Origin of the sequence: Mycobacterium sp. IS-1742, from assembly GCF_001500125.1 — a bacterium.
Taxonomy (GTDB): domain Bacteria; phylum Actinomycetota; class Actinomycetes; order Mycobacteriales; family Mycobacteriaceae; genus Mycobacterium.
In genome coordinates this window covers 85939-108395 of sequence record NZ_LQIV01000042.1, presented here as the reverse complement: position 1 = coordinate 108395, position 22457 = coordinate 85939, and the positions used below count along the sequence as shown (strand labels likewise).

Annotated in this window: 21 protein-coding genes; 12 read left to right on the top strand and 9 right to left on the bottom strand. The window is 68.9% G+C overall.

The genetic code is table 11. The features are described from left to right. Positions 1 to 669, top strand: a complete 669-nt coding sequence (locus AU196_RS21060) for a GntR family transcriptional regulator (RefSeq protein WP_059097019.1) — start codon at positions 1 to 3, stop codon at positions 667 to 669. Here AU196_RS21060 and AU196_RS21055 read toward each other — a convergent pair. Genes AU196_RS21055 through AU196_RS21030 form a run of 6 tightly spaced genes read right to left on the bottom strand, consistent with a single transcriptional unit; the run spans position 644 to position 7691 of the window. After that, the gene (locus AU196_RS21055) at positions 644 to 2221 is read right to left on the bottom strand and encodes a class I adenylate-forming enzyme family protein (RefSeq protein WP_059097018.1); all 1578 of its coding nucleotides are present in this window, start codon (positions 2219 to 2221) and stop codon (positions 644 to 646) included. The genes AU196_RS21060 and AU196_RS21055 overlap by 26 nt on opposite strands. Next, a complete protein-coding gene (locus tag AU196_RS21050; RefSeq protein WP_197415866.1) occupies positions 2208 to 3767 on the bottom strand; it encodes a class I adenylate-forming enzyme family protein in 1560 nt (519 codons plus the stop codon). Before AU196_RS21050 ends, AU196_RS21055 begins: the two co-directional genes overlap by 14 nt. Next, positions 3757 to 5253 carry a class I adenylate-forming enzyme family protein gene (locus tag AU196_RS21045; protein ID WP_059097016.1) on the bottom strand — a complete coding sequence of 499 codons (1497 nt, stop codon included), beginning with the start codon at positions 5251 to 5253 and terminating at the stop codon, positions 3757 to 3759. The genes AU196_RS21050 and AU196_RS21045 overlap by 11 nt, the downstream gene beginning before the upstream one ends. Next, a complete protein-coding gene (locus AU196_RS21040; protein ID WP_059097159.1) occupies positions 5253 to 6035 on the bottom strand; it encodes an enoyl-CoA hydratase/isomerase family protein in 783 nt (260 codons plus the stop codon). Before AU196_RS21040 ends, AU196_RS21045 begins: the two co-directional genes overlap by 1 nt. Further along, positions 6032 to 6844, bottom strand: a complete 813-nt coding sequence (locus AU196_RS21035) for an enoyl-CoA hydratase/isomerase family protein (RefSeq protein WP_059097015.1) — start codon at positions 6842 to 6844, stop codon at positions 6032 to 6034. The genes AU196_RS21040 and AU196_RS21035 overlap by 4 nt, the downstream gene beginning before the upstream one ends. 28 nt (positions 6845 to 6872) lie before the next feature. Continuing rightward, positions 6873 to 7691 (bottom strand): enoyl-CoA hydratase/isomerase family protein, encoded by an 819-nt coding sequence (locus AU196_RS21030; protein ID WP_059097014.1) that lies wholly within the window; start codon positions 7689 to 7691, stop codon positions 6873 to 6875. 115 nt (positions 7692 to 7806) lie between these two features. Between AU196_RS21030 and AU196_RS21025 the strand changes: the two genes are divergently transcribed. The 3 genes from AU196_RS21025 to AU196_RS21015 all read left to right on the top strand — a co-directional run bounded on the left by AU196_RS21025 (position 7807) and on the right by AU196_RS21015 (position 10646). Next, entirely contained in the window at positions 7807 to 8454 is a 648-nt protein-coding gene (locus AU196_RS21025) for a hotdog family protein (protein WP_059097013.1), read from the top strand. Positions 8455 to 8488: 34 nt separating this feature from the next. Then, positions 8489 to 9367 (top strand): enoyl-CoA hydratase/isomerase family protein, encoded by an 879-nt coding sequence (locus AU196_RS21020; protein ID WP_059097012.1) that lies wholly within the window; start codon positions 8489 to 8491, stop codon positions 9365 to 9367. Positions 9368 to 9470: 103 nt separating this feature from the next. Then, on the top strand, positions 9471 to 10646 hold the full coding sequence (locus AU196_RS21015; protein ID WP_059097011.1) for a thiolase family protein: 1176 nt from the start codon (positions 9471 to 9473) through the stop codon (positions 10644 to 10646). Between the two features lie 12 nt (positions 10647 to 10658). Here AU196_RS21015 and AU196_RS21010 read toward each other — a convergent pair whose 3' ends face one another. After that, positions 10659 to 11411: a TetR/AcrR family transcriptional regulator gene (locus AU196_RS21010; RefSeq protein ID WP_059097010.1), complete on the bottom strand. Its 753-nt coding sequence runs from the start codon at positions 11409 to 11411 to the stop codon at positions 10659 to 10661. A 226-nt stretch (positions 11412 to 11637) separates the two neighbouring features. Between AU196_RS21010 and AU196_RS21005 the strand changes: the two genes are divergently transcribed. From AU196_RS21005 to AU196_RS20970, 8 genes are all read left to right on the top strand, one after another. Beyond that, positions 11638 to 12399, top strand: a complete 762-nt coding sequence (locus tag AU196_RS21005; protein ID WP_157546566.1) for a crotonase/enoyl-CoA hydratase family protein — start codon at positions 11638 to 11640, stop codon at positions 12397 to 12399. A gap of 4 nt (positions 12400 to 12403) precedes the next feature. After that, positions 12404 to 13201 carry an SDR family NAD(P)-dependent oxidoreductase gene (locus AU196_RS21000; RefSeq protein ID WP_059097009.1) on the top strand — a complete coding sequence of 266 codons (798 nt, stop codon included), beginning with the start codon at positions 12404 to 12406 and terminating at the stop codon, positions 13199 to 13201. 119 nt (positions 13202 to 13320) lie between these two features. Further along, entirely contained in the window at positions 13321 to 14151 is an 831-nt protein-coding gene (locus AU196_RS20995; RefSeq protein ID WP_059097008.1) for an enoyl-CoA hydratase, read from the top strand. Continuing rightward, positions 14148 to 15353: an amidohydrolase family protein gene (locus AU196_RS20990; protein ID WP_059097007.1), complete on the top strand. Its 1206-nt coding sequence runs from the start codon at positions 14148 to 14150 to the stop codon at positions 15351 to 15353. Before AU196_RS20995 ends, AU196_RS20990 begins: the two co-directional genes overlap by 4 nt. A 3-nt stretch (positions 15354 to 15356) precedes the next feature. Continuing rightward, positions 15357 to 16982: an acyl-CoA synthetase gene (locus AU196_RS20985; RefSeq protein WP_059097006.1), complete on the top strand. Its 1626-nt coding sequence runs from the start codon at positions 15357 to 15359 to the stop codon at positions 16980 to 16982. Beyond that, positions 16979 to 17812: an amidohydrolase family protein gene (locus tag AU196_RS20980; RefSeq protein WP_059097005.1), complete on the top strand. Its 834-nt coding sequence runs from the start codon at positions 16979 to 16981 to the stop codon at positions 17810 to 17812. The genes AU196_RS20985 and AU196_RS20980 overlap by 4 nt, the downstream gene beginning before the upstream one ends. Next, a complete protein-coding gene (locus AU196_RS20975; protein WP_059097004.1) occupies positions 17812 to 18864 on the top strand; it encodes an acyl-CoA dehydrogenase family protein in 1053 nt (350 codons plus the stop codon). The genes AU196_RS20980 and AU196_RS20975 overlap by 1 nt, the downstream gene beginning before the upstream one ends. After that, positions 18865 to 20043, top strand: coding sequence for an acyl-CoA dehydrogenase family protein (locus AU196_RS20970; protein ID WP_059097003.1), 1179 nt, complete (start codon positions 18865 to 18867; stop codon positions 20041 to 20043). Between the two features lie 12 nt (positions 20044 to 20055). Here AU196_RS20970 and AU196_RS20965 read toward each other — a convergent pair whose 3' ends face one another. Together AU196_RS20965 and AU196_RS20960 are read right to left on the bottom strand one after the other, a co-directional pair. Beyond that, positions 20056 to 21213, bottom strand: a complete 1158-nt coding sequence (locus AU196_RS20965) for an amidohydrolase family protein (protein ID WP_197415865.1) — start codon at positions 21211 to 21213, stop codon at positions 20056 to 20058. 44 nt (positions 21214 to 21257) lie between these two features. Then, entirely contained in the window at positions 21258 to 22403 is a 1146-nt protein-coding gene (locus AU196_RS20960) for a thiolase family protein (protein WP_059097001.1), read from the bottom strand. Between the last annotated feature and the right edge of the window lie 54 nt (positions 22404 to 22457).

Below are 22457 nucleotides of genomic sequence, written 5' to 3'. Positions count from 1 at the left end.
ATGTCCGCACCCGATTTTGCGGCCCGCCCCCAGCTGTCGGAGGACGTCGCGCGGTTCGTCCGTCGGCGGATCTTCGACGGCACCTACCCGGCGGGCGGCTACATCCGGCTCGAGCAACTGGCCTCCGAACTGGGGGTGAGTGTGACGCCGGTGCGTGAGGCGCTGTTCGAGTTGCGCGCCGAAGGGCTTCTCGCCCAACAGCCTCGGCGCGGCTTCGTCGTGCTGCCGGTCACGGGCCGCGACATCACCGACGTGTCGAACGTGCAAGCATATGTCGGCGGTGAACTGGCCGCCCGTGCGGCGCACAACATCACCGAGGAGCAACTGCGTGCTCTCACCGCGATCCAGGATGCGCTCGAAGACGCCTACCGGCGCGACGACGGCGAAGGTGCGGTGCGGCTCAACCACGAGTTCCACCGGGCGATCAACGTCGCGGCGGACTCACCCAAGCTCGCGCAGATGATGTCGCTCATCACCCGTTACGCCCCGGAGTCGGTGTTCCCCACGATCGAGAGCTGGCCCGCCGAGTCGATGCGGCACCACCGGCAGCTGTTGTCCGCGCTGGCCGAGCGCGACGACACCTCGGCGCGGACCGCGATGTCGGAACATCTGGCGTCCGGCGCCGAACCGCTCATCGAGCACCTCAAGACCCGCGGCGTGGTGCAGTGATCGCGCCGGCAAGCAGATCGCGCAGGGCCCGCACGTCGACCTTCCCGGTCGCCTTGCGCGGGACGGCGTCGTCGTCCTCGAGCAGCAGCCATACCGTCGGCACCTTGAAGGCGCTCAGGACCTTTCCGGCGTCGGCCCGCAGAGCGTCGACCGTCGTCGGGCGGTCGCAGACCACCGCGGCGCCCACCCGGTCGGCGCCCGCGGCAGGCACATCGGTGACGTAGGCGGCGGCGACGCCGTCGAGCGTGCGCAGCGCCGCCTCGACCTCGCTGGGGTAGACGGTGGCGCCGCTGACCTTGAACATGTCGTCGGAGCGCCCGTGGTAGAACATGAACCCGTCGTCGTCGAGACGGCCGAGGTCGCCGGTGGGGTAGAACCCGTCGGCGGTGAACACCTCTTCCCGGCTGCGCCCGCAGATGCCGCGCATGACATGCGGTCCGCGGATCTGGATCTCACCGATCTCGCCGATCTCCACCGGGTCACCGGAATCGGGGTCGACGATGCGCAGATCCATGCCGGCGAACGGCAGGCCGCAGCTGCCCCATGCGGTCTCGGGCATGTCCGTGTCGGCGCGGTAGCCGCAGTAGGGGCCGAACGCCTCGGTCATCCCGAACAGCTTCGCCCGCGCACCCGGTCGGCTTCGCTGGTCGGGCGGCAGCAGCGCCTCGAGACTGCCCGGCCGCAGCGCCGACAGGTCTGCGCCCACCGAATGTCGTTGCCGCGCCAGCGCTTCGGCCTGATCCGGCCAACCGCGGAACAGTGTGACGCGTTCGGCCTCGAGTAACCGCAGCGTCGACTCCGGTTGCGGGATGAGTTCGGTGACCAGCGTCGCCCCGGCCACCAGCGCCGAGAGCACCCCGCTGCCGAACCCGCCGACCCAGAAGAACGGCATCGGCAGGTACAGCCGGGTGTCCGCGTCGATGCAGCGGGCGTGCAGGCCCGCGGCGACGGCGCCGAGCGCGTTGCCGTGTGAGTGCACCACACCCTTGGGGGGCCCGCTGCTCCCGGAGGTGAACATCACGGCGAGGGTGTCGCTGGGTGTCACCGCGTCGGCGAGCGCATCGACGAACTCCTCGGTGACGGCCCCGCCGGCGGTCAGCCGCTCAGGGGTCCGGATTCGGCGCAATGCCGGGAGGTCGCGATGGTGGAGCGGTTCGTCGAGTCGGGGCACCGCCAGCTCGGCGCACAGGTCGTCGAGGTAGCGGTGGCCACGGAACTCCTCGACGGTGATCAGTGTCTGCACCGCCGCGGTGCGCAGCTGGGCGACCAGTTCGCGCGGCGCCAGCAGCGTGCTCAGCGGTACCAGGACCGCACCGATCCGGGTCAGCGCCAACGCGATCCGGACCCACTGCGCGCTGTTGGGCATGATGAGCCCGACACGTGTTCCCTTACCGACGCCCGCGCCGGCGAGGCTCGCGGCCAGCGCGTGCGTGGTGCGCTCGAGCTCGGCGTGCGTCACCCGCGACGCCGGGTCGATGACGGCGAGCTTGTCCGGATGTGCGGCGGCGTTGCGGCGCAGCAACCGGTCGACCGTGAAGTCACCGTTGGACACCGAACACCTCCGTCAGCCGGGGGAGGTCGACCTTGCCGCTCGACATCACGGGCAGTTCGTCGCGGGTGAGGGCGGTGATGCGGCGGGGGATCTTGTATGCGGAGAGCTCCTCCCGCAGCGCCGCACGCAGTGCCCCGGGGTCGAAGTCGGCGGGGTCGTCGACGACCACCGCCGCGGCGACCACCTGCCCGCGGTCACGGTCGGGGAGACCGACGACGTAGGCCTGTGCGCCGGTGACCCGGCCGATCGCGCGCTCCACCTCGACCGGTGTGACATTGGCGCCCGCGGTCTTGATCATCGCCCCGCGCCGGCCCAGGAAGTAGTGAAGGCCGTCGTCGTCTGTGCGCACCAGATCGCCGGTGTGGAACCAGCCGTCGGGATCGAAGCACTCCTCCCGGCTGCGTTTGTAATACCGTTGCATCACATACGGTCCGCGCACGCACAGCTCGCCGACCTCGCCGGGCTCGACCGGTGCGCCGGTGTCCGGGTGAACGATCCTGGTGTCGAATCCGGGCGCGGGTACGCCGAACGATCCGCGCCGGTGCTCGGGTTGGTCGCCGTCGTCGGGGTGCAGCAGGACGACGCTGCCGGTCTCGGTCATGCCCAGCATGTGGTGGCGCAGGTCCGGGTCGGCGGGACGGGCCTCGGGCGCCATGATGGGGTAGAGGTTGCCGCGCCGCATCGACGACAGGTCGCGTCGAGGCAGGCTGGGATCCGCTGCCAGCGCGGCGATCCCGGCGACGTAGCCGTTGGTGACCGTGGGCCGGGTGGCCTCCAGCAGGTCGAGGGTGCTCGACGGGTTCTCGGCGTTCGAGCACACCAGCGTCGCGCCGGCCACCAGCGTCGCCAGCACCGAGAACGCGATCCCGCCGATCCAGCAGAACGGCGAGTTGCAGAACAGCCGGTCGTCGGCGGTCAGACCGCGGATCGCGTTGAGGTTGCGCTGATGTTCGATCAGCGCGGCCTGGGTGTGCACGACGCCTTTGGGCGCACTGGTGGACCCGGAGGTGTACACGATGGTCAACGGGTCGCTGCCGTCGACATCGTCCTCGACCGCGGTCAGCAGCCCGGGGTCGACGGTGCCGCCGGGGGCCCGGTCGACGAAGACGTGTCGCAGATGCGGGACGGTGAGGCAGCGCAGGCGCTCGCCGGTCGGCACCTCACCGCCGAGCACCTCGCGCAGCCGCGCGGCGTAGTCGTGTGCGCGAAAGGCGCCTGCCGCCAACAGGATCTCGGTGTCGCTGTGGCGCAGCTGCTCGGTCAACTCGCGAGCGGTGGCGAAGGTGCTGTACGGAACCACCACGGCCCCGATGCGGGCGGCGGCGAGCATGCCGACGAGGAACGCCGCCCCGTTCGGGTACAGCAACCCGATGTGCGTGCCCTTACCCGCGCCGAGGGCCAGCAGGCCGTGGGCCAGTTGCGCCGAGCGGCGTTCGGCGTCCCCGTAGTCGAGTCGCTCGTCGTCGCAGATCAGCAGCGGGTGCTGCGGGCGGTCGACCGCCCAGTGCCGCAGCACCGCAGCGACGGTGCGCGGCTCACCCATGATCGGCGGTGGCCGCGGTGCTCATCCGCGGCTCCGCCGCGGTGCCGAAGTACCGGCGCACGGCGCCCAAATCGGCTTTGCCCGAGGGGGTCCGCGGGATCGCATCGACGACCACGATCTCGGCCGGCACCTCGTACTGCGCGAGCCGGCCACGCAGATGAGCGGTCAACTCGTCGCCGGTCACCGTCACACCGTCGCGCAATTCGACCATCGCGACCGGGATCTCGCCGAGCCGGACGTCGGGCCGGCCGACTACGGTGGCCCCCCGCACCGCCGGGTGCGCCTCGAGCGCGGCGCGGACGTCGTCGGGCATCACCTTGAACCCGCCCCGGATGATGGCCTGGTCCGCGCGGCCCAGGATCCACAGGAAGCCGTCGGCGTCGATCCGGGCCAGATCGGTGGTGCGCATCCAGGCGGTGCCCGGCCCGAGCTGACCGGGCCTGACCTCGAGGAGGCCCGGCTGGTCGGGGCCCAGCGGCGTACCGTCCTCGGTGACCACCCGCAGGTGCGCGCCGCCGCTGGCGCGTCCCACGCTCCCGCGTTTGCTGCGCCAGTGGCGTTGATGGTCGGCCAGCGTCCAGCCGGCAACGCCTCCACCGAATTCCGTTGCGGCATAGGACGTCAGCACGGGGATGCCGAACTTCTCGGTGAACGCGTCGGCGTCGTCGGCCGACAGCGGGGCGGTTCCCGAGGTGACGGCGCGAATGCTCGACAGGTCGTCACGGGTGAGGTCGGAGTGCAGCACCATCCGTAGCGCGGCGGGGACCAGCGACACCGTTCGCGGCCGGTGCCTGCGCACCGCGTCGGCCCACCGCTGTAGTTCGAACCGCTCGAGCAGGGCGAACCGCCTGGCCTCGCTCACACACTGCAGCACCCGGAACACCCCGCCGATGTGCACGAGCGGGGCGTTGACGATCGCGATGCCCCGAGGCGGTTCGTCGGGTTCGGGCCCGAGCACGCTGTGCGCCAGCATGTCGTAGGTGAGGTCGATGCGCTTGGGCGGCCCGGTGGTGCCGCTGGTCAACATCCGGACCGCCACACCCGGCTGCGCGGCGTTCTCCACCGCGGGGTGTGCGGCGACGTCGACGGCGGGTTCGCGCGACAGCGCCGCGAGCGACATCACTGTGGTGGTGGGGGACGGGGTCACCAGTGCGGCGAGGTCGTCGGGACCGCCGATGAGCACCGGCAGGGCGAGATCGGCGATGTCGGCCCGCGTGCGGTCGTCGCCCCTGGCCGGGTTGATCACCACCACCGTGCCGCCGGCGAGCAGCACCCCCAGCACTGCGGCCAGGTGTGGCGGGCGGTTGCGGAGCAGGATCCCCACCTGCGGTGCGTCACCGCCGTGGCGGATGGTGAGTTCCCGGATGCGCCGTGCCGCTTCGCCGATCTGCGCCCAGGACGACCACTGGCCGTCGTATTCGACGGCGTCGACCTCGGGCCGCAGGTCGAGGACGTGGGCGATGCGCCGGCTCAGGCGGTGGACGGCCATCACCGCACCTTCGGCTCGCGGCGGGCCTGCGCGGGCCGCGATGCGAGGTCGGCCTGCCCGATCGGGTTGCCCAACCGGGTGTAGATCAGCCCCTGCTCCATCGCCGCCCGATACGGTCTGTCCAGTGACTCCCAGATGGCCTTCACGGTGCCCTGCGTGGCCGACGGCGGTTTGGCGGCGATGGTCGCGGCGATCTCGTGAGCCCGTGACCAGAGATGTTCGCGGGCAACGACTTCGGTGACCAGGCCGATGCGCAGCGCGGTCTCGGCGCCGACCCGTTCGTCGTTGCCCATCAGCGCGATGCGCAGCGTCTCACCCAGCCCGACCTTGCGCATCAGGCCGATCGGTTCCAGTGCGCACACCAATCCTGCGCTGACGTGGGAGTCGAAGAACGTCGCATCCGCCGAACAGATCACCACGTCGGCCTCGTTGAGGAAGTAGAACGCTCCCGCGGTGCACATACCCTGAACCGCGCACACCACCGGTTTCCACATCTTCTGCCACTTCGGGCTGAGCAGCTCGCCGGGGTCCTCGTGATTCCAGACGTTGTCGGGTTGACCGTAGGGCGAGGTGATGTCCAGCCCCGCGCTGAACGCGCGGTCCCCGGCGGCGCGCAGCACCACCGCGTGCACGGTGTCGTCGGCCTTGACGGTGCGCCACGCCTCGGCCATGTCCTCGCACATGGTGCGGTTGAACGCGTTGAGCCGCTCCGGACGGTCGAGTGTGATGGTGGCGACGTGATCGGCGGCGTCGACGTCGAGCGTGATGGTCTCGAAGGTCATCGGCACTTCCACTCCGGGGTGCGCTTCTCCACGAACGCCGCGGGTCCCTCCAGGGAGTCCTCGGTGTGCAGGTTCCGTTCGCGGAAGGCCTCGCCGAGCATCTCGGCCTCGTGCAACGGCAGATCGAGACCCTTGAGGATGGCCAGCCGGGTGCCGCGCACCGCGAGCGGTGCGTTGCGGGTGACCAGGTCGGCGATCTCGTGGGCACGTTCGAGAAGCCGGTCGTGTTCGACGACCTCGCTGATCATGCCGAGCTCATAGGCCCGCTGGGCGCTCATCCGTTCGTGCTTGCCGACGATCGCCATGCGCAGCGCCACCGAGCGGGGCAGCACGCGGGCCAACCGCACGACCTCGCGCCCGGAGACCAGCCCGATGCTGACGTGCGGATCGAAGAACGTCGCCTGCTCGGAGGCGATCACGATGTCGCCGGTGGTCACCCAGTCCAGTCCGGCGCCGCAGCAGATCCCGTTGATCGCCGCGAGCACCGGTTTGGCCATTCGTCGGAACGGCGGGGTGCCCTCCTGCGGGGCCTCCCACTGCTCATAGGTGGACAGGAACGGGCGCTCGTTGAGGACCTTGCCGTCCTCGGGGATCTCCTTGACGTCGGCGCCGGTGCAGAAGGCACGGCCGGTGGCGGTCACGATCAGCAGCCAGACGTCGTCGTCGTTCTCCGCCGCGTCGTAGGCCGCGCGCAGTTCGGTGATCATGTGGGGGCTGAGCGCGTTGAGGGCGTCGGGCCGGTTCAGCGTGATGGTCGCGGTGTGTCCGTCGACCTCGTACTTGATCGTGTCGTACGAACCGTTCGTCATCGAGGCTCCTCCGGTGGTGTGGTCGGGGTCATCGGCCCTGGAAGTCCGGATCGCGCTTGTCCCGGAAGGCCGCCAGACCCTCCTTGAAATCGGCTGTGCGACTGGACAACTCGACGGTGAAGAGTTCGTGTGTCATGGCCTGGTCCAGCGGCGTGTGCAACGCCTGGTGGACGGCTTGTTTGGCCAGGCCGATCGCGACGGTGGGCCCGGCGGCGAGGCGGCGTACCAGTGCGGCGGCGGCGTCGTCGACCTCCTCGCGCGGTACGGCGAGGTGGATCAGGCCCCATTCGGCGGCGTCGGCGCCGCCGACCTTCTCTCCCAGCAGCAACATCCGTTTGGCCCGGGCCAGCCCGACCATTCGGGGCAACAGCCAGGTCGCCCCCGAGTCGGGCGCGAATCCGCGCTGCACGAAGGGTTCCCAGAAGACCGCGTCGGCGGCGGCGACGGTGAAGTCGGCGGCCAGGGCCAGATTGCACCCGAGCCCGACCGCCCAGCCCTGCACGCCGCACACCACGGGCAGATGCAGCGTGTGGACGAGCTCGATCACCCGGTTCGCGCCCTGCGGTACCCGTCGTACCACGTCGCCGGTGCGCGGCCGCCGCTCCGCGGAGTTGGTCGCCACCCAGTCGGCGCCGGTGCAGAAGTCCCCACCGGCGCCGCGGATGTGCACGACGCGCAGTGAGTCATCGGTCGCCGCAGCCGTCAGTGCGGCAACGAGATCGTCGATCATGCTGTGGCTGAGCGAGTTCCGGCGATGCGGGCGGTTCAGCTTCAGCACGAGCGCGGCACCGTCGCGGTGCGCCGAGACCGACCCGTCCGGCGCGGCCGTGCCGTCCTGTTGACCCACCGGCCTGCCCGCCCTTCCGCTGTCGTTATGGTTAGCCCTACAGTAGGCGATACGATTTCCGTCCCGTACAACATAGCGAAATCAACCTCGACGAAACAGGGGAGCGCCACCGACGATGTCCGCGAACGTCGATCGCCGGTACGGGGAGGACCCGTTGCCGCAGACCGTGGCGGCGGCCGCGGCGATGCGCAGGCTGACCGACCTGCTGCTGGTGCAGGAGGCGCCGCACCCCGCGGTGGACGAGATGCTGGCCCGGTTCGCGGAGTGGGAGGGGCGGTTGTCGGCGGCCGCCCCGCCGGACCGCACGCCCCGCCTCGCCGACGGCGGCGAACACCGACGCGTGTATCTGCAGCACGCCTTCGACGTCGGCGCGTACAACCCCTGCTTCCCGGAATACGGTTTCGACCGCATCGACGCCGAGACCGCCGAGGGGACAGTGACATTCGCGCTGGCCTTCGAGGGGCCACCGGGGCTTGTGCACGGCGGCTTCCTCGGCGTCTTCTTCGACTGCGTCACCCAGCACCAGAGCTGTGCGGCCGGGGTGGCGGGCAAGACCCGGTCGCTGACCGTGCGCTACCGGCGCCCCACCCCGGTGCTGACCGAACTGTCCTTCGACGTGACACGCGCCGAGACGGAGCGGGGCCTGACCTCCACCGCCCGGCTGCTGCTCGCCGGCGAGGTGCTGTGCACGGGCGAGGTCGACACCGTGGCCCTGCCGCAGGACCGGCTCGCCGGCTCGCGCTTCGGGCGGCGGCGGACGTGACCTGCACGGTGGTGAACACGGAAAGGCGACGACGATGACGGACCCCGACGACCGGGTGTTGTTCGAGGCGGACCACGAGTCCCGCATCGCGACGATCACGCTCAACAATCCCGCCCGGCGCAACTCCTACGACGCCGCGATGCGGGACGCGCTGGCGCGCCACCTGGACCGGGTCGCCGAGGACGATGACCTCACCGTGGTGCTGCTGCGCGGCGCCGACGGGGTGTTCAGCACCGGCGCCGACATGAACAACGCATACGGGTGGTACGGCCCGGGCCAGGACTCGCGGGCGAAGAGTCGGCCGAGCCAGCGCCGCCGGCTCACCGTCGACCGCAAGTCGTTCGGCTTCTACCACAACTTCATGGGGTTCCCGAAGGTCACGGTGGGCGAGATCGGCGGGTATGCGCTCGGCGGCGGCTTCGAGATGGCGTTGATGTGCGACATCGCGGTGATCGGGCGCAGCACCGAGATCGGGATGCCGGCCACCCGATTCCTCGGGCCTGCGCTCGGCAGCCTGCACATGTTCTTCCACCGGCTCGGTCCGGTGCTGGCCCGCCGCATGTTGTTGACCGGTGACATCGTCGACGCCGGAAGTGTCGAGCACCTCGGGATCTTCACCGAGACGTGCGACGACGCGATGGTGCCCGCAAGGGCGCGCTACTGGGCGCAGAAGGCCGCCAAGATGCCGGCCGACGGGGTCGTGATCGCCAAGGAGGCCTTCCGGCTCGTCGAGCAGAGTCAGGCCTACCAGGGCGAGGAGGTGGCCAGCTACCTGTTTCACGCCTACGGCACCAACCTGCAGTTCGCCCCGGGGGAGTTCAACTTCGTCAAGACCCGCGCCCAGCACGGCACCAAGGAGGCGTTCCGGCTGCGTGACGAGCATTTCCACGTCCCGGAGCCCGACGCGGAGTGACCCCTGCCGGTGGTCGCGCCGCCTTACAACTGATACCGTTTCTGTAAACGTCGTCATAACTGCATGCGCCGCCGCGGCGGCCTGACACACCGAGGTCGAGAACATGTCCACACCCGTCATCGTCGGCGCCGTCCGCACGGCGATCGGGCGCTCCTTCAAGGGCACCCTGGTCAACACCCCGCCGGAGACACTGATCACCACGGTGCTCCCCGAGGCCATCCGGCGCTCCGGGGTCGACCCGAACGCCATCGATGACCTCATCTTCGCCGAATCCCATTACGGCGGCGGTGATCTCGCCCGCTACGCTGCCGACGCGACCGGGCTGCAGCACGTGCCGGGCCAGTCGGTCAACCGGCACTGCGCGGGCAGCCTGACCGCGATCGGCAACGCCGCGGCGCAGATCGGGTCCGGGATGGAGCGGGTGCTCGTCGCGGGCGGTGTGCAGTCCCTGTCGATGACGCCACTGGTCAACTGGCGCATCCCCGGTCCGGAACTCAAGTTCGAGGAACGCTGGATGCCGCCGACCCACGTCGAGACGCCGGACGCGCCGACGCGGGACATGTCCATCACCGTCGGGTGGAACACCGCGCAGGCCGCGGGCATCACGCGCGAGGAGATGGACGCGTGGGCGGCGCGCTCGCACCAGCGGGCCATCGCGGCGATGGATGCCGGCAAGTTCGCCGAGGAGATCGTCTCGCTGAAGGTCGAGCAGCCGGACGGCTCGGTGGTCGACTTCAGTGTCGACGAGCATCCGCGGCGCGACACCACCGTCGAGAAACTGGCGGGCCTCAAGGTGCTGCACCCCGAGATCGAGGGTTTCTCGATCACCGCCGGTAACAGCAGCGGCACCAACGACGCCGCCGCGGCGACCGTGCTCGTCGAGCGTGGCTACGCCGAGTCCGAGGGGCTGACGGTGATGGCGAAGGTGCGCGCCTGGGCCTCGGTCGGTGTGGCGCCGCGCGACACCGGGCTCGGCGGGGTCAAGGTCATCGGCAAGGTGCTCGACCGGGCCGGGCTCACCCCCGCCGACGTCGCGCTGTGGGAGATCAACGAGGCGTTCGCCTCGGTGCCCATCGCCGCCTGCCGGGAGTACGGCCTGGACGAGGAGAAGGTCAACTTCTCCGGAAGCGGTTGCAGCCTCGGCCATCCGATCGCGGCCTCGGGCGCACGCATGGTCACCACCCTGGTCTACGAATTGCAGCGTCGCGGTGGCGGTATCGGCGTCGCGGCGATGTGCGCCGGCGGCGGCCAGGGCGGCGCGGTCGTCATCGAGGTCTGAGGCGCGCGGCGGCTAGCGCGATGCGGTGCTCCGGCGCCGCGCGGCCGCCTTCTTCGCCGGCTTCCCGTTCTCGTCGATGAGCCGGGCGGCGTGGTCGAGGATGCAGTTGAGCCCGTATTCGAAGTTCACGTCGTTCGGGACGCCGACGTGGTGGCCCTTCCCGCTGAGTTCCGCCATCAGCGGGGTCGTCTCGGGGTCGATCGTCGAGGAGTCGTCGAGCCGGAACTCGGAGCTCTCCAGCGACCGGGTCTTCTCGTAGAGGCGGGCGAGCACGACCGAACCGCGGACGTGGACCGACACCGCCGAATACGTGTCGAACGCATCCTCGGGTGACAGGCCGGCACCCACCAGCCCGGACACGGCGGCCTCGATCTGTTCGAGGCCGAGGCGCAGCGCCTTGGCCGACAGTGCGCCGCGGATCAGCACGAGGTCGCACAGGATCGGACTCGCGAGGAAGGTCTTGCGCATGTTGTGCGCATGGCTGTGCAGCGACTCGCGCCAGTTCGCCGCGTCGACGTAGGGCACCTCGAAGGCGATCTGGCGCAGTGCCCGGTCGGCCATCGCGTTGAGCAGGTCGTCCTTCTTGCGGAAATACCAGTAGATGCTCGTGACACCGACCCCGAGGTGCTTACCCAGCAACGGCATGCTCAGGTTGTCGACGGACACGTCCTCGGCGAGTTCGAATGCGCCCTTGATGATGTCCTCGGGGTTGATCGACCCGCGTTCGCGGCGTTGCCGCTTCTCGGCTGTCGCTTGTCTGGCCACCGCGGTACCTCCGTCAGGAATTCGATGATGCGCTGGGGGAAACTCGGCCGAGGCGGTGTGATCTGCGGCGACACCTCCGCGCCACAGCCCGGCCGGTGCCGTCGACCATACCGGTCGGGTCGTGATCGAGCGTTCGGGGGAAGACCATCGGAGACACGCCGCCCTTCAACAGTAAGGCATATAGTACGCTTTTCTGGCAGTTGCCGGGTGAGCGAGAGGCGAAGTGGTGTCGGACGAGGTCCTGTTGGAGCGCCAGGGGCGCACACTCATCATCACCATCAACAGGCCGGAGGCCCGCAACGCCGTGAATTTCGCGGTGAGCCAGGGCCTGGCCGATGCGGTCGACGAACTCGACAGCGACACAGGTCTTTCCGTGGCGATCCTCACGGGTGCCGGTGGCAACTTCTGTTCGGGGATGGACCTGAAGGCGTTCGCGGCGGGTGAGCGGGTCGACATCCCCGGACGCGGCATCGGCTTCACCGAACGGCCACCTCGCAAGCCGTTGATCTCCGCCGTCGAGGGGTACGCCCTCGCCGGCGGCACCGAGGTGGTGCTCGCCACCGATCTCGTCGTGGCGTCCGCCACCGCGAAGTTCGGTATCCCGGAGGTCAAACGCGGCCTCGTCGCCGCCGGTGGGGGACTGCTGAGACTGCCGCGCCGCATCCCCTACCAGAAAGCCCTCGAGCTGGCGTTGACCGGTGAGAGCTTCACCGCGGAACAGGGTGCGGCGTGGGGTCTGGTCAACAAGGTGACCGAACCGGGGCAGGCGCTCGCGGGCGCCGTCGAACTGGCCGAGCGCATCACAGCCAACGGTCCGCTCGCCGTGGCGGTCACCAAGGAGATCCTGGTCCGCTCCGCAGAGTGGAGCGAGTCCGAGATGTGGTCCAAGCAAATGGAACTCATCATCCCGGTGTTCTCGTCCAACGACGCCAAGGAGGGTGCGATCGCGTTCGCCGAGAAGCGGGCGCCGAACTGGAGCGGTACCTGAGCCGATGGACCTCGGACTGACCGACGCCACCGCGGTGGTGGTGGGCGGCGGTCGCGGGATGGGGCTGGCCACCGCCCGGTGCCTCGCGGAGGACGGCGCGAAGATCGCGCTCGTCGGCCGGTCGAAGGACGTACTGGATCGTGCCACGGCCGAACTGGCCGACCACGGCAGCCCCGACGCGGTCGGCATCTTCGCCGACATCGGTGAGGCCGATCAGGTCGAGCACGCGTTCGCCGAAGTGTCCGGCCGGTGGGGCGGCGCGCTCAACATCCTCGTCAACACCGTCGGTCCGGACGTGCGCGGGGATTTCGAATCGCTGTCCGACGACCAGTGGCGCGCCGCCGTCGAGAGCGGGGTGCTCGGGATGGTGCGGTGCGTACGCGCCGCGCTTCCGCTGCTACGCAGGGCGTCATGGGCCCGCATCGTGAACTTCTCGGCGCAGTCGACGCAGCGGCAGAGCGTCATCCTGCCCGCGTACACCGCCGCGAAAGCGATGGTGACCAGCGTGTCGAAGAACCTGTCGCTCACGCTCGCCCGCGACGAGATCCTGGTCAACGTCGTCTCGCCGGGCAGCATCGCCTCCGAGGCGCTCACCGGGTGGGCGGAGTCGGTCGGGGTCGACGGCGGTGACCCGTACCGGTTGATGGACGCGATCACCGAACACTTCGGCCATCCGGCGCATCTGCCGAGGGCCGGCCTGCCCTCGGAGATCGGGCCCGTCGCGGCGTTCCTCGCGTCCCGGCGCAATTCGTACATGACCGGGGCGAACGTCAACGTCGACGGCGGCAGCGACTTCACCTGAGGGACAACGCCCTTGACCTGCCCCGACGTGGGGCACGCCGTTCTTGTGGAATGCGCTACCGATAGGTATACAGTATGAGTACCTAAAGCGAGGTGCGCCGATCACGAGGAGCCGATGCGGTGACTGCTGGGGATGCCGACCCGGATGCCGTCCTCTACGACGTCAGGTCCAGCGGCGTCGCCGTCGTCACGCTGAATCGCCCCGAACGCCTCAACACCTGGGGTAGCGACATCTCGGCCGGGTTCTATGCCGCGATGGATCGTGCCGAGGCAGACCCGCAGGTGCGGGCGATCGTGCTCACCGGCAACGGTCGCGCCTTCTGCGCCGGAGCGCATCTGGGGTCGATGGCCACCATCGGCGACTCACTGGGCAACGGTGAGAACCACGACGTCAGCAAGATCGTCGGGGAGCGCCACCCGCACTTCCTCACCGCACTGCCCAAGCCGGTCATCGCGGCGGTCAACGGATCCTGCGTCGGCATCGGGCTGACCCACGCGCTGATGTGCGACGTCCGATTCGCCGCCGACGGTGCGAAGTTCGCGACGTCGTTCGCCCGCCGCGGTCTGATCGCCGAGTACGGCATCTCGTGGATCCTGCCGCGCCTCGTGGGTTTCGGCGCCGCGATGGATCTTCTGCTCAGCGGACGGACCTTCTACGCCGACGAAGCGGCCCACCTCGGTCTGGTCAAGGAGGTCGTCGCGCCCGGCGATCTCCTGGCGCGCGCGGTGGCGTACGCCGAGGACATCGCCGCGAATTGTTCGCCGGCGTCGCTGGCGGTCATCAAGGAACAGACCTACGGGGATGCCGAGCGTGACGTCGTCGACGCCAGTGCCAGGGCGGAGAAGTTGATGGGTGAATCGCTGCTGCGCCCCGACGTCATCGAGGGGATCGTGAGCTTCCTCGAGAAGCGGGCGCCGAGTTTTCCGATGTTGCAGGAGGGACCGCAATGACACTCGACTACAGGGCGATCGACGTCGACAACCACTACTACGAACCGCTCGACGCGTTCACCCGCCACCTGCCGAAGGAGTTCAAGCGCCGCGGCGTGCAGATGCTGACCGAGGGCAAGCGCACGTTCGCCGTCATGGGGGGTGTGGTCAACCATTTCATCCCCAACCCGACGTTCGACCCGATCATCGAGCCCGGCTGTCTCGATCTGCTCTTCCGCGGAGAGATCCCCGAGGGCGTGGACCCGGCATCACTGATGAAGGTGGATCGGTTGGCCGACCACCCCGAGTACCAGAACCGTGACGCGCGCCTGAAGATCCTCGACAAGCAGAACCTCGAGACGGCGTTCATGCTGCCGACCTTCGCCTGCGGTGTGGAGGAGGCGCTCAAACACGACATCGAGGCGACCATGGCGTCGGTCCACGCGTTCAACCTGTGGCTCGACGAGGACTGGGGGTTCGACCGTCCCGACCACCGGTTCCTGTCCGCGCCCATCATCTCGCTCGCCGATCCCGAAAAAGCGGTCGAGGAGGTGGAATTCGTCCTGAGTCGCGGCGCGAAGATCGTGTGCGTGCGGCCTGCGCCGGTGCCGGGGCTGGTCAAGCCTCGCTCACTGGGCGACCCGGTCCACGATCCGGTGTGGGCACGGCTCGCCGAAGCCGGCGTCCCGGTCATCTTCCACCTCTCCGACAGCGGGTACCTCGCGATCGCGGCGCTGTGGGGCGGCCAGGCCACGTTCGAGGGCTTCGGCAAGAAGGACCCACTGGACCAGGTGCTGCTCGACGACCGCGCCATCCACGACTCGATGGCGTCGATGATCGTGCACCAGGTGTTCACCCGGCATCCGACGCTGAAGGTGGCGAGCATCGAGAACGGCTCCTACTTCGTGTACCGCCTGATCAAGCGGCTGAAGAAATCCGCCAACACCGCGCCGTACCACTACAGGGAAGACCCGGTCGAGCAGCTCAAGAACAACGTCTGGATCGCGCCGTATTACGAGGACGATGTGAAGCTGCTGGCCGAGACCATCGGCGTCGACAAGATCCTCTTCGGGTCCGACTGGCCGCACGGTGAGGGCCTGGCCGATCCGATGACGTTCACCGCCGACATCCCGCAATTCCCGGAGTTCAGCGCCGAGGATACGCGGAAAGTGATGCGGGACAACGCGCTCGAACTTCTCCGCGGCGTCACGGCGAACGTCTGAAACATGGGGGAGTGGACCATCGGCGGTGTCGTCGACGCGATCGCCGAAGCGATACCGGACCGGTTGATGACGGTCTGCGGCGACCGCAGGAGCACCTATGCGCAGACCGCCGAACGGACCCGCCGACTCGCGAACTTCCTGCTCGCCAACGGGATCGGCGCCCATCGGGAGCGCGACGCGCTCGACGGGTGGGAGTGCGGACAGGACCGGGTCGCCCTGATCATGCACAACGACCTGTACCCGGACGTGGTGGTCGGCGCGCTCAAGGCGCGTGCCGTGCCGGTCAACGTGAATTTCAACTACACCCCGCGCGAGGTCGACGAACTGCTGAGCTATCTGCGTCCGCGCGCGGTCGTCTTCCACCGCTCGCTCGGCGCCAAGTTCGCCGACGTCCTGCCCCGGGACGGGGTCGACGTGATGATCTCGATCGACGACGGCAGCGGGGCGCCCGAATTGACCGGCTCGGTCCCCCTCGAGGATGCGCTCGCCGGCGGCGAAGCGGACCAGCCGGTCACGCCGTCGCCGGACGACGTGATGATGATCTGCACCGGCGGGACGACGGGACGCCCCAAGGGGGTGATGTGGCGACAGTCCGACACCTACGTGGTGTCGATGAACGGAGCCGACCACGAGTCGGTGGCCGAGATCCACGACAAGGTGCAGCACGCGGGCCCGCCGTGGTTCGCGGTGTCCCCGCTGATGCACGCCGCAGGCATGTGGACCGCGTTCGCCGCGTTGCTGAACGGCCAGACGGTGATTCTCTACGACAAACCCACCCTCGACCCGGCCGCGGTGCTGGCCACCGCCGAGCGGGAGAAGGTCGGTCTGATGACCATGGTCGGGGATGCGTACGCGGGGCCGCTGATCGCCGAACTGCGTCGCCGCCCCTACGATCTGTCGTCGCTGTTCGCGATCGGCACCGGCGGTGCGGCGACCAATCAGCGCCATCAGGACGCACTGCTCGAACTCCTCCCACAGATCACGCTCATCAACGGATACGGGTCCTCGGAGACCGGAAACATGGCGTTCGGGCGCAGTCTGCTCGACGACCGGAAGGACACGTTCGAGCGACGCGACGGCGTCGTGGTGCTGTCGGAGGACCGTAGCCGGTTCCTGCTACCCGGTGAGGACGAGATCGGCTGGGTGGCAAGGGAAGGCCGGATTCCGCTGGGATACTTCGACGACGCCGCGGCCACGCGACGAACCTTCCCCGAGGTCGACGGGCGCCGCGTCGTCATCTCGGGGGACCGCGCGGCCCTGGAGGCCGACGGCACCCTGCGCCTGTTCGGGCGTGACGCACTGGTCGTCAACACCGGTGGCGAGAAGGTGTTCGTCGAGGAGGTCGAAGAGGTGCTGCGCGCCCAGAGCGGGGTGGCCGACGCCCTGGTGGTGGGTCGGGACAGCGAGCGCTGGGGGCAGGAGATCGTCGCGCTGATCGAGAAGAAGCCCGGTGCCGACCTCGTGACCGAGACGCTGCGGGAGGCGTGCACATCGGCCCTGGCCCGGTTCAAAGCCCCGAAGGAGTTCATCTTCGTCGACCGGGTGCGCCGGCTGGGCAACGGGAAAGCCGACTACCGGTGGGCCAAGAGCCAGGTGACTCAGCCCGATTCGCTGGCGGGCCGACTGTGAGCCCGAGAGTCCTGGACTGCCTCGTCAACGTGCATTTCGGGGAGACGGCCAACCAACCCGAGTTCATGCTCAAGGTGCGCGACGACTACTTCAAGGGCCCGCGGTCGCTCTACGACCAGGTCGAACTGCCCGCGCTGCTCGACGAGATGGCCGAGCACGGTGTCGAGAAGGCCGTCCTGATGGACAATCTGGCCAAACCCTCGGTCACCGCGCGCAAGTTCGTCGCGGAACGGCCCGACAAGTTCGCCCTCGCGGTCGGTGGTCTCAACCTGCTCCGGCCGATGCCGTCGCTAAGTGAACTGCAGGCTGTGGCCACCGACCTGCCTGTCGCGTATGCCGTTGTCGGGCCCAGCTTCTGGGGCGATGGCATGTACCCGCCCAGCGACGCCGTCTACTATCCGCTCTACACGAAATGCGCCGAACTCGGTCTGCCGTTGTGCGTCAACACCGGACTGCCCGGCCCGCCGATCCCGGGCGAGGTGCAGAACCCCATCCACCTCGACCGGGTGTGCGTCCGCTTCCCGGAGTTGAAGCTGTGCATGATCCACGGCGCCGACCCGTGGTGGGACGTGGCGATCCGGCTGATGATCAAGTACCGCAACCTGCGATTGATGACCTCGGCGTGGTCGCCGAAGCGCTTGCCCGACAGCCTGTTGCACTTCATGCGCACCCGCGGGAAGGACAAGGTGATCTTCGCCTCCGACTGGCCCGTGCTCCGGCAGAGTCGGGTGGTGCCCGAGGCGCTGGCGCTGGACCTGCCCCCCGACGTGCTCGAGAACTACCTGTACAACAACGCCCAGGAGTTCTTCTTCTGCGGACAGGAGCTGTGATGGACCGCTACGAACTGCGCAGACTCGACTACCGCCTCTCCGAGGACCACGTCGATCTGCAGTCCGCCTACCGGCAGTTCTTCAAGACGCACTGTCCGATCGAGACCGTGCGGGCCGCGGAGGCGTCCGGTTTCGACAAGAGCCTGTGGGAACGGTTGTGCGCCATGGGCGCGACCACGATGGCACTGCCCGAGTCGGCGGGCGGGGACGGTGCGACGCTGGTCGACCTGACGCTGGTGGCCGAGGAGATCGGCCGCAGCCTGGCGCCGGTGCCGTGGATCGAGCACGTGGTGGCCGCCCGCCTGCTCGCCGCGCTGGACGGGCTGGAGTCCGGCGTCGTCGCCGGGGACGAACTCGCCGCCCTCGACCTGCGCCTCGACGCCGCGCCGGGGCTGCGGCTGATCACCGGCGGATCCATCGCCGACCACATCGTCGTGCGGGACGGCGACGAGGTGGTGCGGCTGGGCTTCGGCACCCGCCCGGGGCGCGTGGACAACATCGGCAAGCTCCCGATGGCGTGGGTGGATCCGGCCGCGGCCGACACCCGCACGGTCCTCGCCGCAGGCTCGGACGCGGTCGCGGCGCACGACCGCGCCCTGATGGAATGGCGGTTGCTCACCGCGGCCGCGCTCGTCGGGCTCGTCGAAGAGACGATGACCATCGCCGCGGAGTTCGCCAAGAACCGGTACACGCTCGGCGTGCCCATCTCGACGCTGCAGGGCATCTCGCACCCCCTGGCCAACATCGCGATCGTCGTGCAGGGCGGGCGCAACCTGGTGCGGCGCGCGGCATGGTTCCTCGACAATGAACCCGACGAACGTCCGGAACTCGCGCCGTCGGCGTTCGTGTTCATGGCCGAGGAGGCCGCCAAGGCCGCCACCATGGCCGTGCACGTCCAGGGTGGCCTCGGGGTATCCGCGGAGGCGGCGGCCACGGCGTACCTCGTCCGTGCCCGCGGATGGCCGCTGGCCGGAGGCGATCCCGGGCTGACCGCCCAACGCATCGCGGCGATCGTCGCCGACCGTGAGAGCCGCGCAGGACGGAGCGAGTAGATGGATTTCTCCCGGGTCGAACTGTCCGACGAGGATGCGCAATTCCGCGACGAGGTGCGCGCCTTCCTGCGCGAGCACGTGACCGAGGAGGTCAAACGGCGCGACCGCGAGACCGGCGACAACTTCGACGAAGGCGTGCATCTGGCCCTCGGCGCGGCCGGATACCTGGAGCGCGAGTGGAAGCCGGAGGCCGACGGCGGCTTCAGTCGGGTCCGCAGGCGCATCTGGGAACAGGAGAAGCGCCGCTTCCACGTGCCGTGGGTGACCTGGGGGACGACGTCGATGGTGGCGCGTTCGGTGGCCAGGTTCGCCACTCCCGAGGTCCGTGACGACGTGCTGCCGCGGGTGTTCAGCGGCCATGTGCGGTTGTGCCTGGGTTACACCGAACCCGAGGGCGGGTCGGACATCGCGACCTGCAAGACCCGCGCGGTGCGCGACGGCGACCACTGGATTGTGAACGGCTCCAAGATGTTCACCACAGGGGCGCACAACTGCCAGTACGTCTTCCTCATCACCAACACCGATCCGACGGCGCCCAAACACCAGAGCCTGACGATGTTCCTGGTGCCGCTCGACTCGCCGGGTATCGAGATCCAGGGCATCCGCACCGTCGACGGCGACCGCACCAACATCGTCTACTACAGCGACGTACGGGTCGACGACCGCTTCCGTCTCGGCGAGGTCAACGGAGGGTGGACCGTGTTGCGGGAACCGCTCAACGCCGAACACGGGGCGGTCGCCGCCGCGGAGGACGGTCTGGCCGACGTGTCGATCATGATGCACCAGGCCGGGTTCATGGCCGACGCCCTCGACCGGATCGCCGGGAAGGTCTGCCTCCCCGATCCCGGTGGGCGCCGCCTCATCGACGACCAGTCGGTGGCCTACCGACTGGGGCGCAGCGCCGCACGGGTCGAGGCCGCCCTGAGTGCCCCGAGCATTTTCGGCCGGGTCGCCATCGCGCAGACCATGCGCGACGTCTCACCGGACCTGATGGACATCCTGGGCGTCGCGTCGTCGCTGCCCATCGGCACCGACGGTGCGGCCGACGACGGCGGCGCCGAGTACGTGTACCGGTTCGCCCCGTTGGTGGGGATCTACGGTGGCACACTCGAGGTGTTCCGGAACATGATCGCGCAGTACGCGCTCGGTCTCGGCAAGCCCAGTTACGCGTCGTCGTAGTACGCGGCGGTTTCAGGCAGCGAGCGCGGGATTCTGGACGGGCAGCCCCATGAACCGGCGGGCGTTGTCGCCCATGAAGTCGTAGGTACGGCGCTGGTCCATGGACTCGGCGTAGCGCCAGAAGCCCCTCGGTTCGGTCAGCCCTTCCGGATGCGGGTAGTCCGAACCGAAGAGCACGCGGTCCCATCCGACCGTCTCGACGACGTCGGCGACGCAGCCCTCCCAGAACGGGCTGACCCAGATGTTGCGCCGGAACACCTCATGCGGGTGTTCGGGGAAATTCTGCGGCATCTTCTTGTACAGGTCGGCGAAGTCGTCGAAGAGCGGGTGGATCCAGGAACTGCCGTTCTCCACGCTGGCGATCCGCAGGCGCGGGAAGCGGGTCAGCGTACCGTGGCAGATCAGGCTGGTGATCATGTCGGCGATCTCTCGGTGGCCCAGCACCATCCAGCGGAATGCGCTCTGCGCCATGAAGTTCTGGGTGTGTGGTGGCTCCCACTTGGAGACGTAGTCGTCGAGCGGGGGATAGCTGGCGTGCAACACGATCGGCAGGCCCGCGGCCTCGACGTCACGCCAGAACGGGTCGAATTCCGGCAACGCCGGTGACCGCCAGCCCCGAATGCCCTTGACGGGTCCGGGTTTGATCAGCGCCACCTTCGCGCCACCCGCGAGGATGTACTCCAGTTCCCGCTGCGCGCCGTCGACCTCGGACAGGTTGATGATCGGGGTCGAGAACACCCGGTCCTCATAGGCGTAGGTCCAGTGCTCGAGCATCCACTCGTTGAGCGCATGGATGATGGCGAGCGTCAGCTCGGGGTCGTCGGCCGACGAGTGCTCGACCAGGCTGGCCAGTGTGGGATAGTTCAGCGCCTCGACGACGCCCTGGCGGTCCAGCTCTGCCACCCGGTCCTGCGGGTTGCGGGTCGCCGCCGGCGCCGGGATCGGCTTGCCCTGCATCTCGCGCAGCGTCAGGCCCTCGGTGTTCTCCCCGGCGAAGAACTTCTCGTGGGCCCCCGGTGCGGCGACGCGTTCGAACGTCGGGTTCGGGATGAAGTCGGTGACCCGGTTGTTGATCACGATGCGCGTCTGCCGACCGAACTGCGCGTATTGCACGGCGCGCGAGTACTTCTCGGGCAGGAATCTGGTCAGCGCGTCGGCCGTCTCGTACATGTGCTGGTCGGCATCGAAGATCGGCGCCTCGGTGAACTGCGTCGTCACCGCGTCACCACCGTCGCCGCCGCCGTACCGGGGGCTCCGTAGAGCTGGGCGAAACCTACCCGCGGCTCGCCGGGAACCTGACGGTCACCGGCTTCGCCGCGCAATTGCCGTACCAGCTCGTGGATCTGGCGCAGACCGGACGCGCCGATCGGTTCACCGTTGGCGATGAGACCACCGTCGGTGTTGACCGGCAGCCGGCCGCCGATCTCGGTGGCGCCGTCGGCCAGCAGCTTCTCCTGCTCACCGTCGTCGCAGAAACCACATTCGGCCATGTGGATGATCTCGGCTCCGGCGTCGGTGTCCTGCAACTGGACGACGTCGACGTCGTCCGGGGCGACACCGGCCTTCTCGAACGCCGACCTCGCCGCGTACACCGTCGGCGCGACGTCCTCCTCGACGGGCGCGAAGGTCGTGTTGACCTCGTAGGCACCGTAGCGCCGGGTGCGCACCTCGACGGCCCGCAGGTACACCGGTTTGGCGGTGTAGCGGTGGGCCAGGTCGGCGCGGCACATCACCACCGCGGCGGCGCCTTCGTCCGGCGCGCAGAACATGTACTGCGTCAGCGGATAGTTCAGCATCGCCGAGTTGAGGATCTGCTCCTCCGTCATCGGCTTGCGCCGGAACGCGTAGGGATTCAGCGCGCCGTTGCGGAAGTTCTTGGCGGCCACCTTCGCGAGCGTGGCGTGGGAGATCTGATGGTCGTGCAGGTAGCGGTTGGCCTTCATGCCGAAGAACTGCGTGGTGAGGTACTGGCCGTTCTCCGCGTACCAGGACGGCATGCCCACCAGTGCCGGATCCTCGGTGAACGCACCCCGCGGATGCTTGTCCAGGCCGATCGCGATGCCGATGTCGTAGTCGCCGACGCGGATTCCGTCTGCGCACGCCTTCAACGCGCTCGCCGCGGTGGCGCAGGCGTTGAACACGTTGGTGAACGGAATGCCGGAGAGCCCGACCATGCCGACGATGGCGTCGGGGTTGGCGACCGTCCAGCTGCCTCCGGTGGCGAACTGGACGTCCGACCACGCCACACCGGCGTCGTCCACCGCGTCGAAGATGGCGTCGACACCCATCTGCATCGCCGTCTTGCCTTCGAACCGGCCGAACGGGTGCAGGCCGACACCAATGATCGCGACGTCGTTCATGCCGCGATGGTATACCAACTGTAAGGCTTACGGTAAGTGCCTGGACCGGACTGG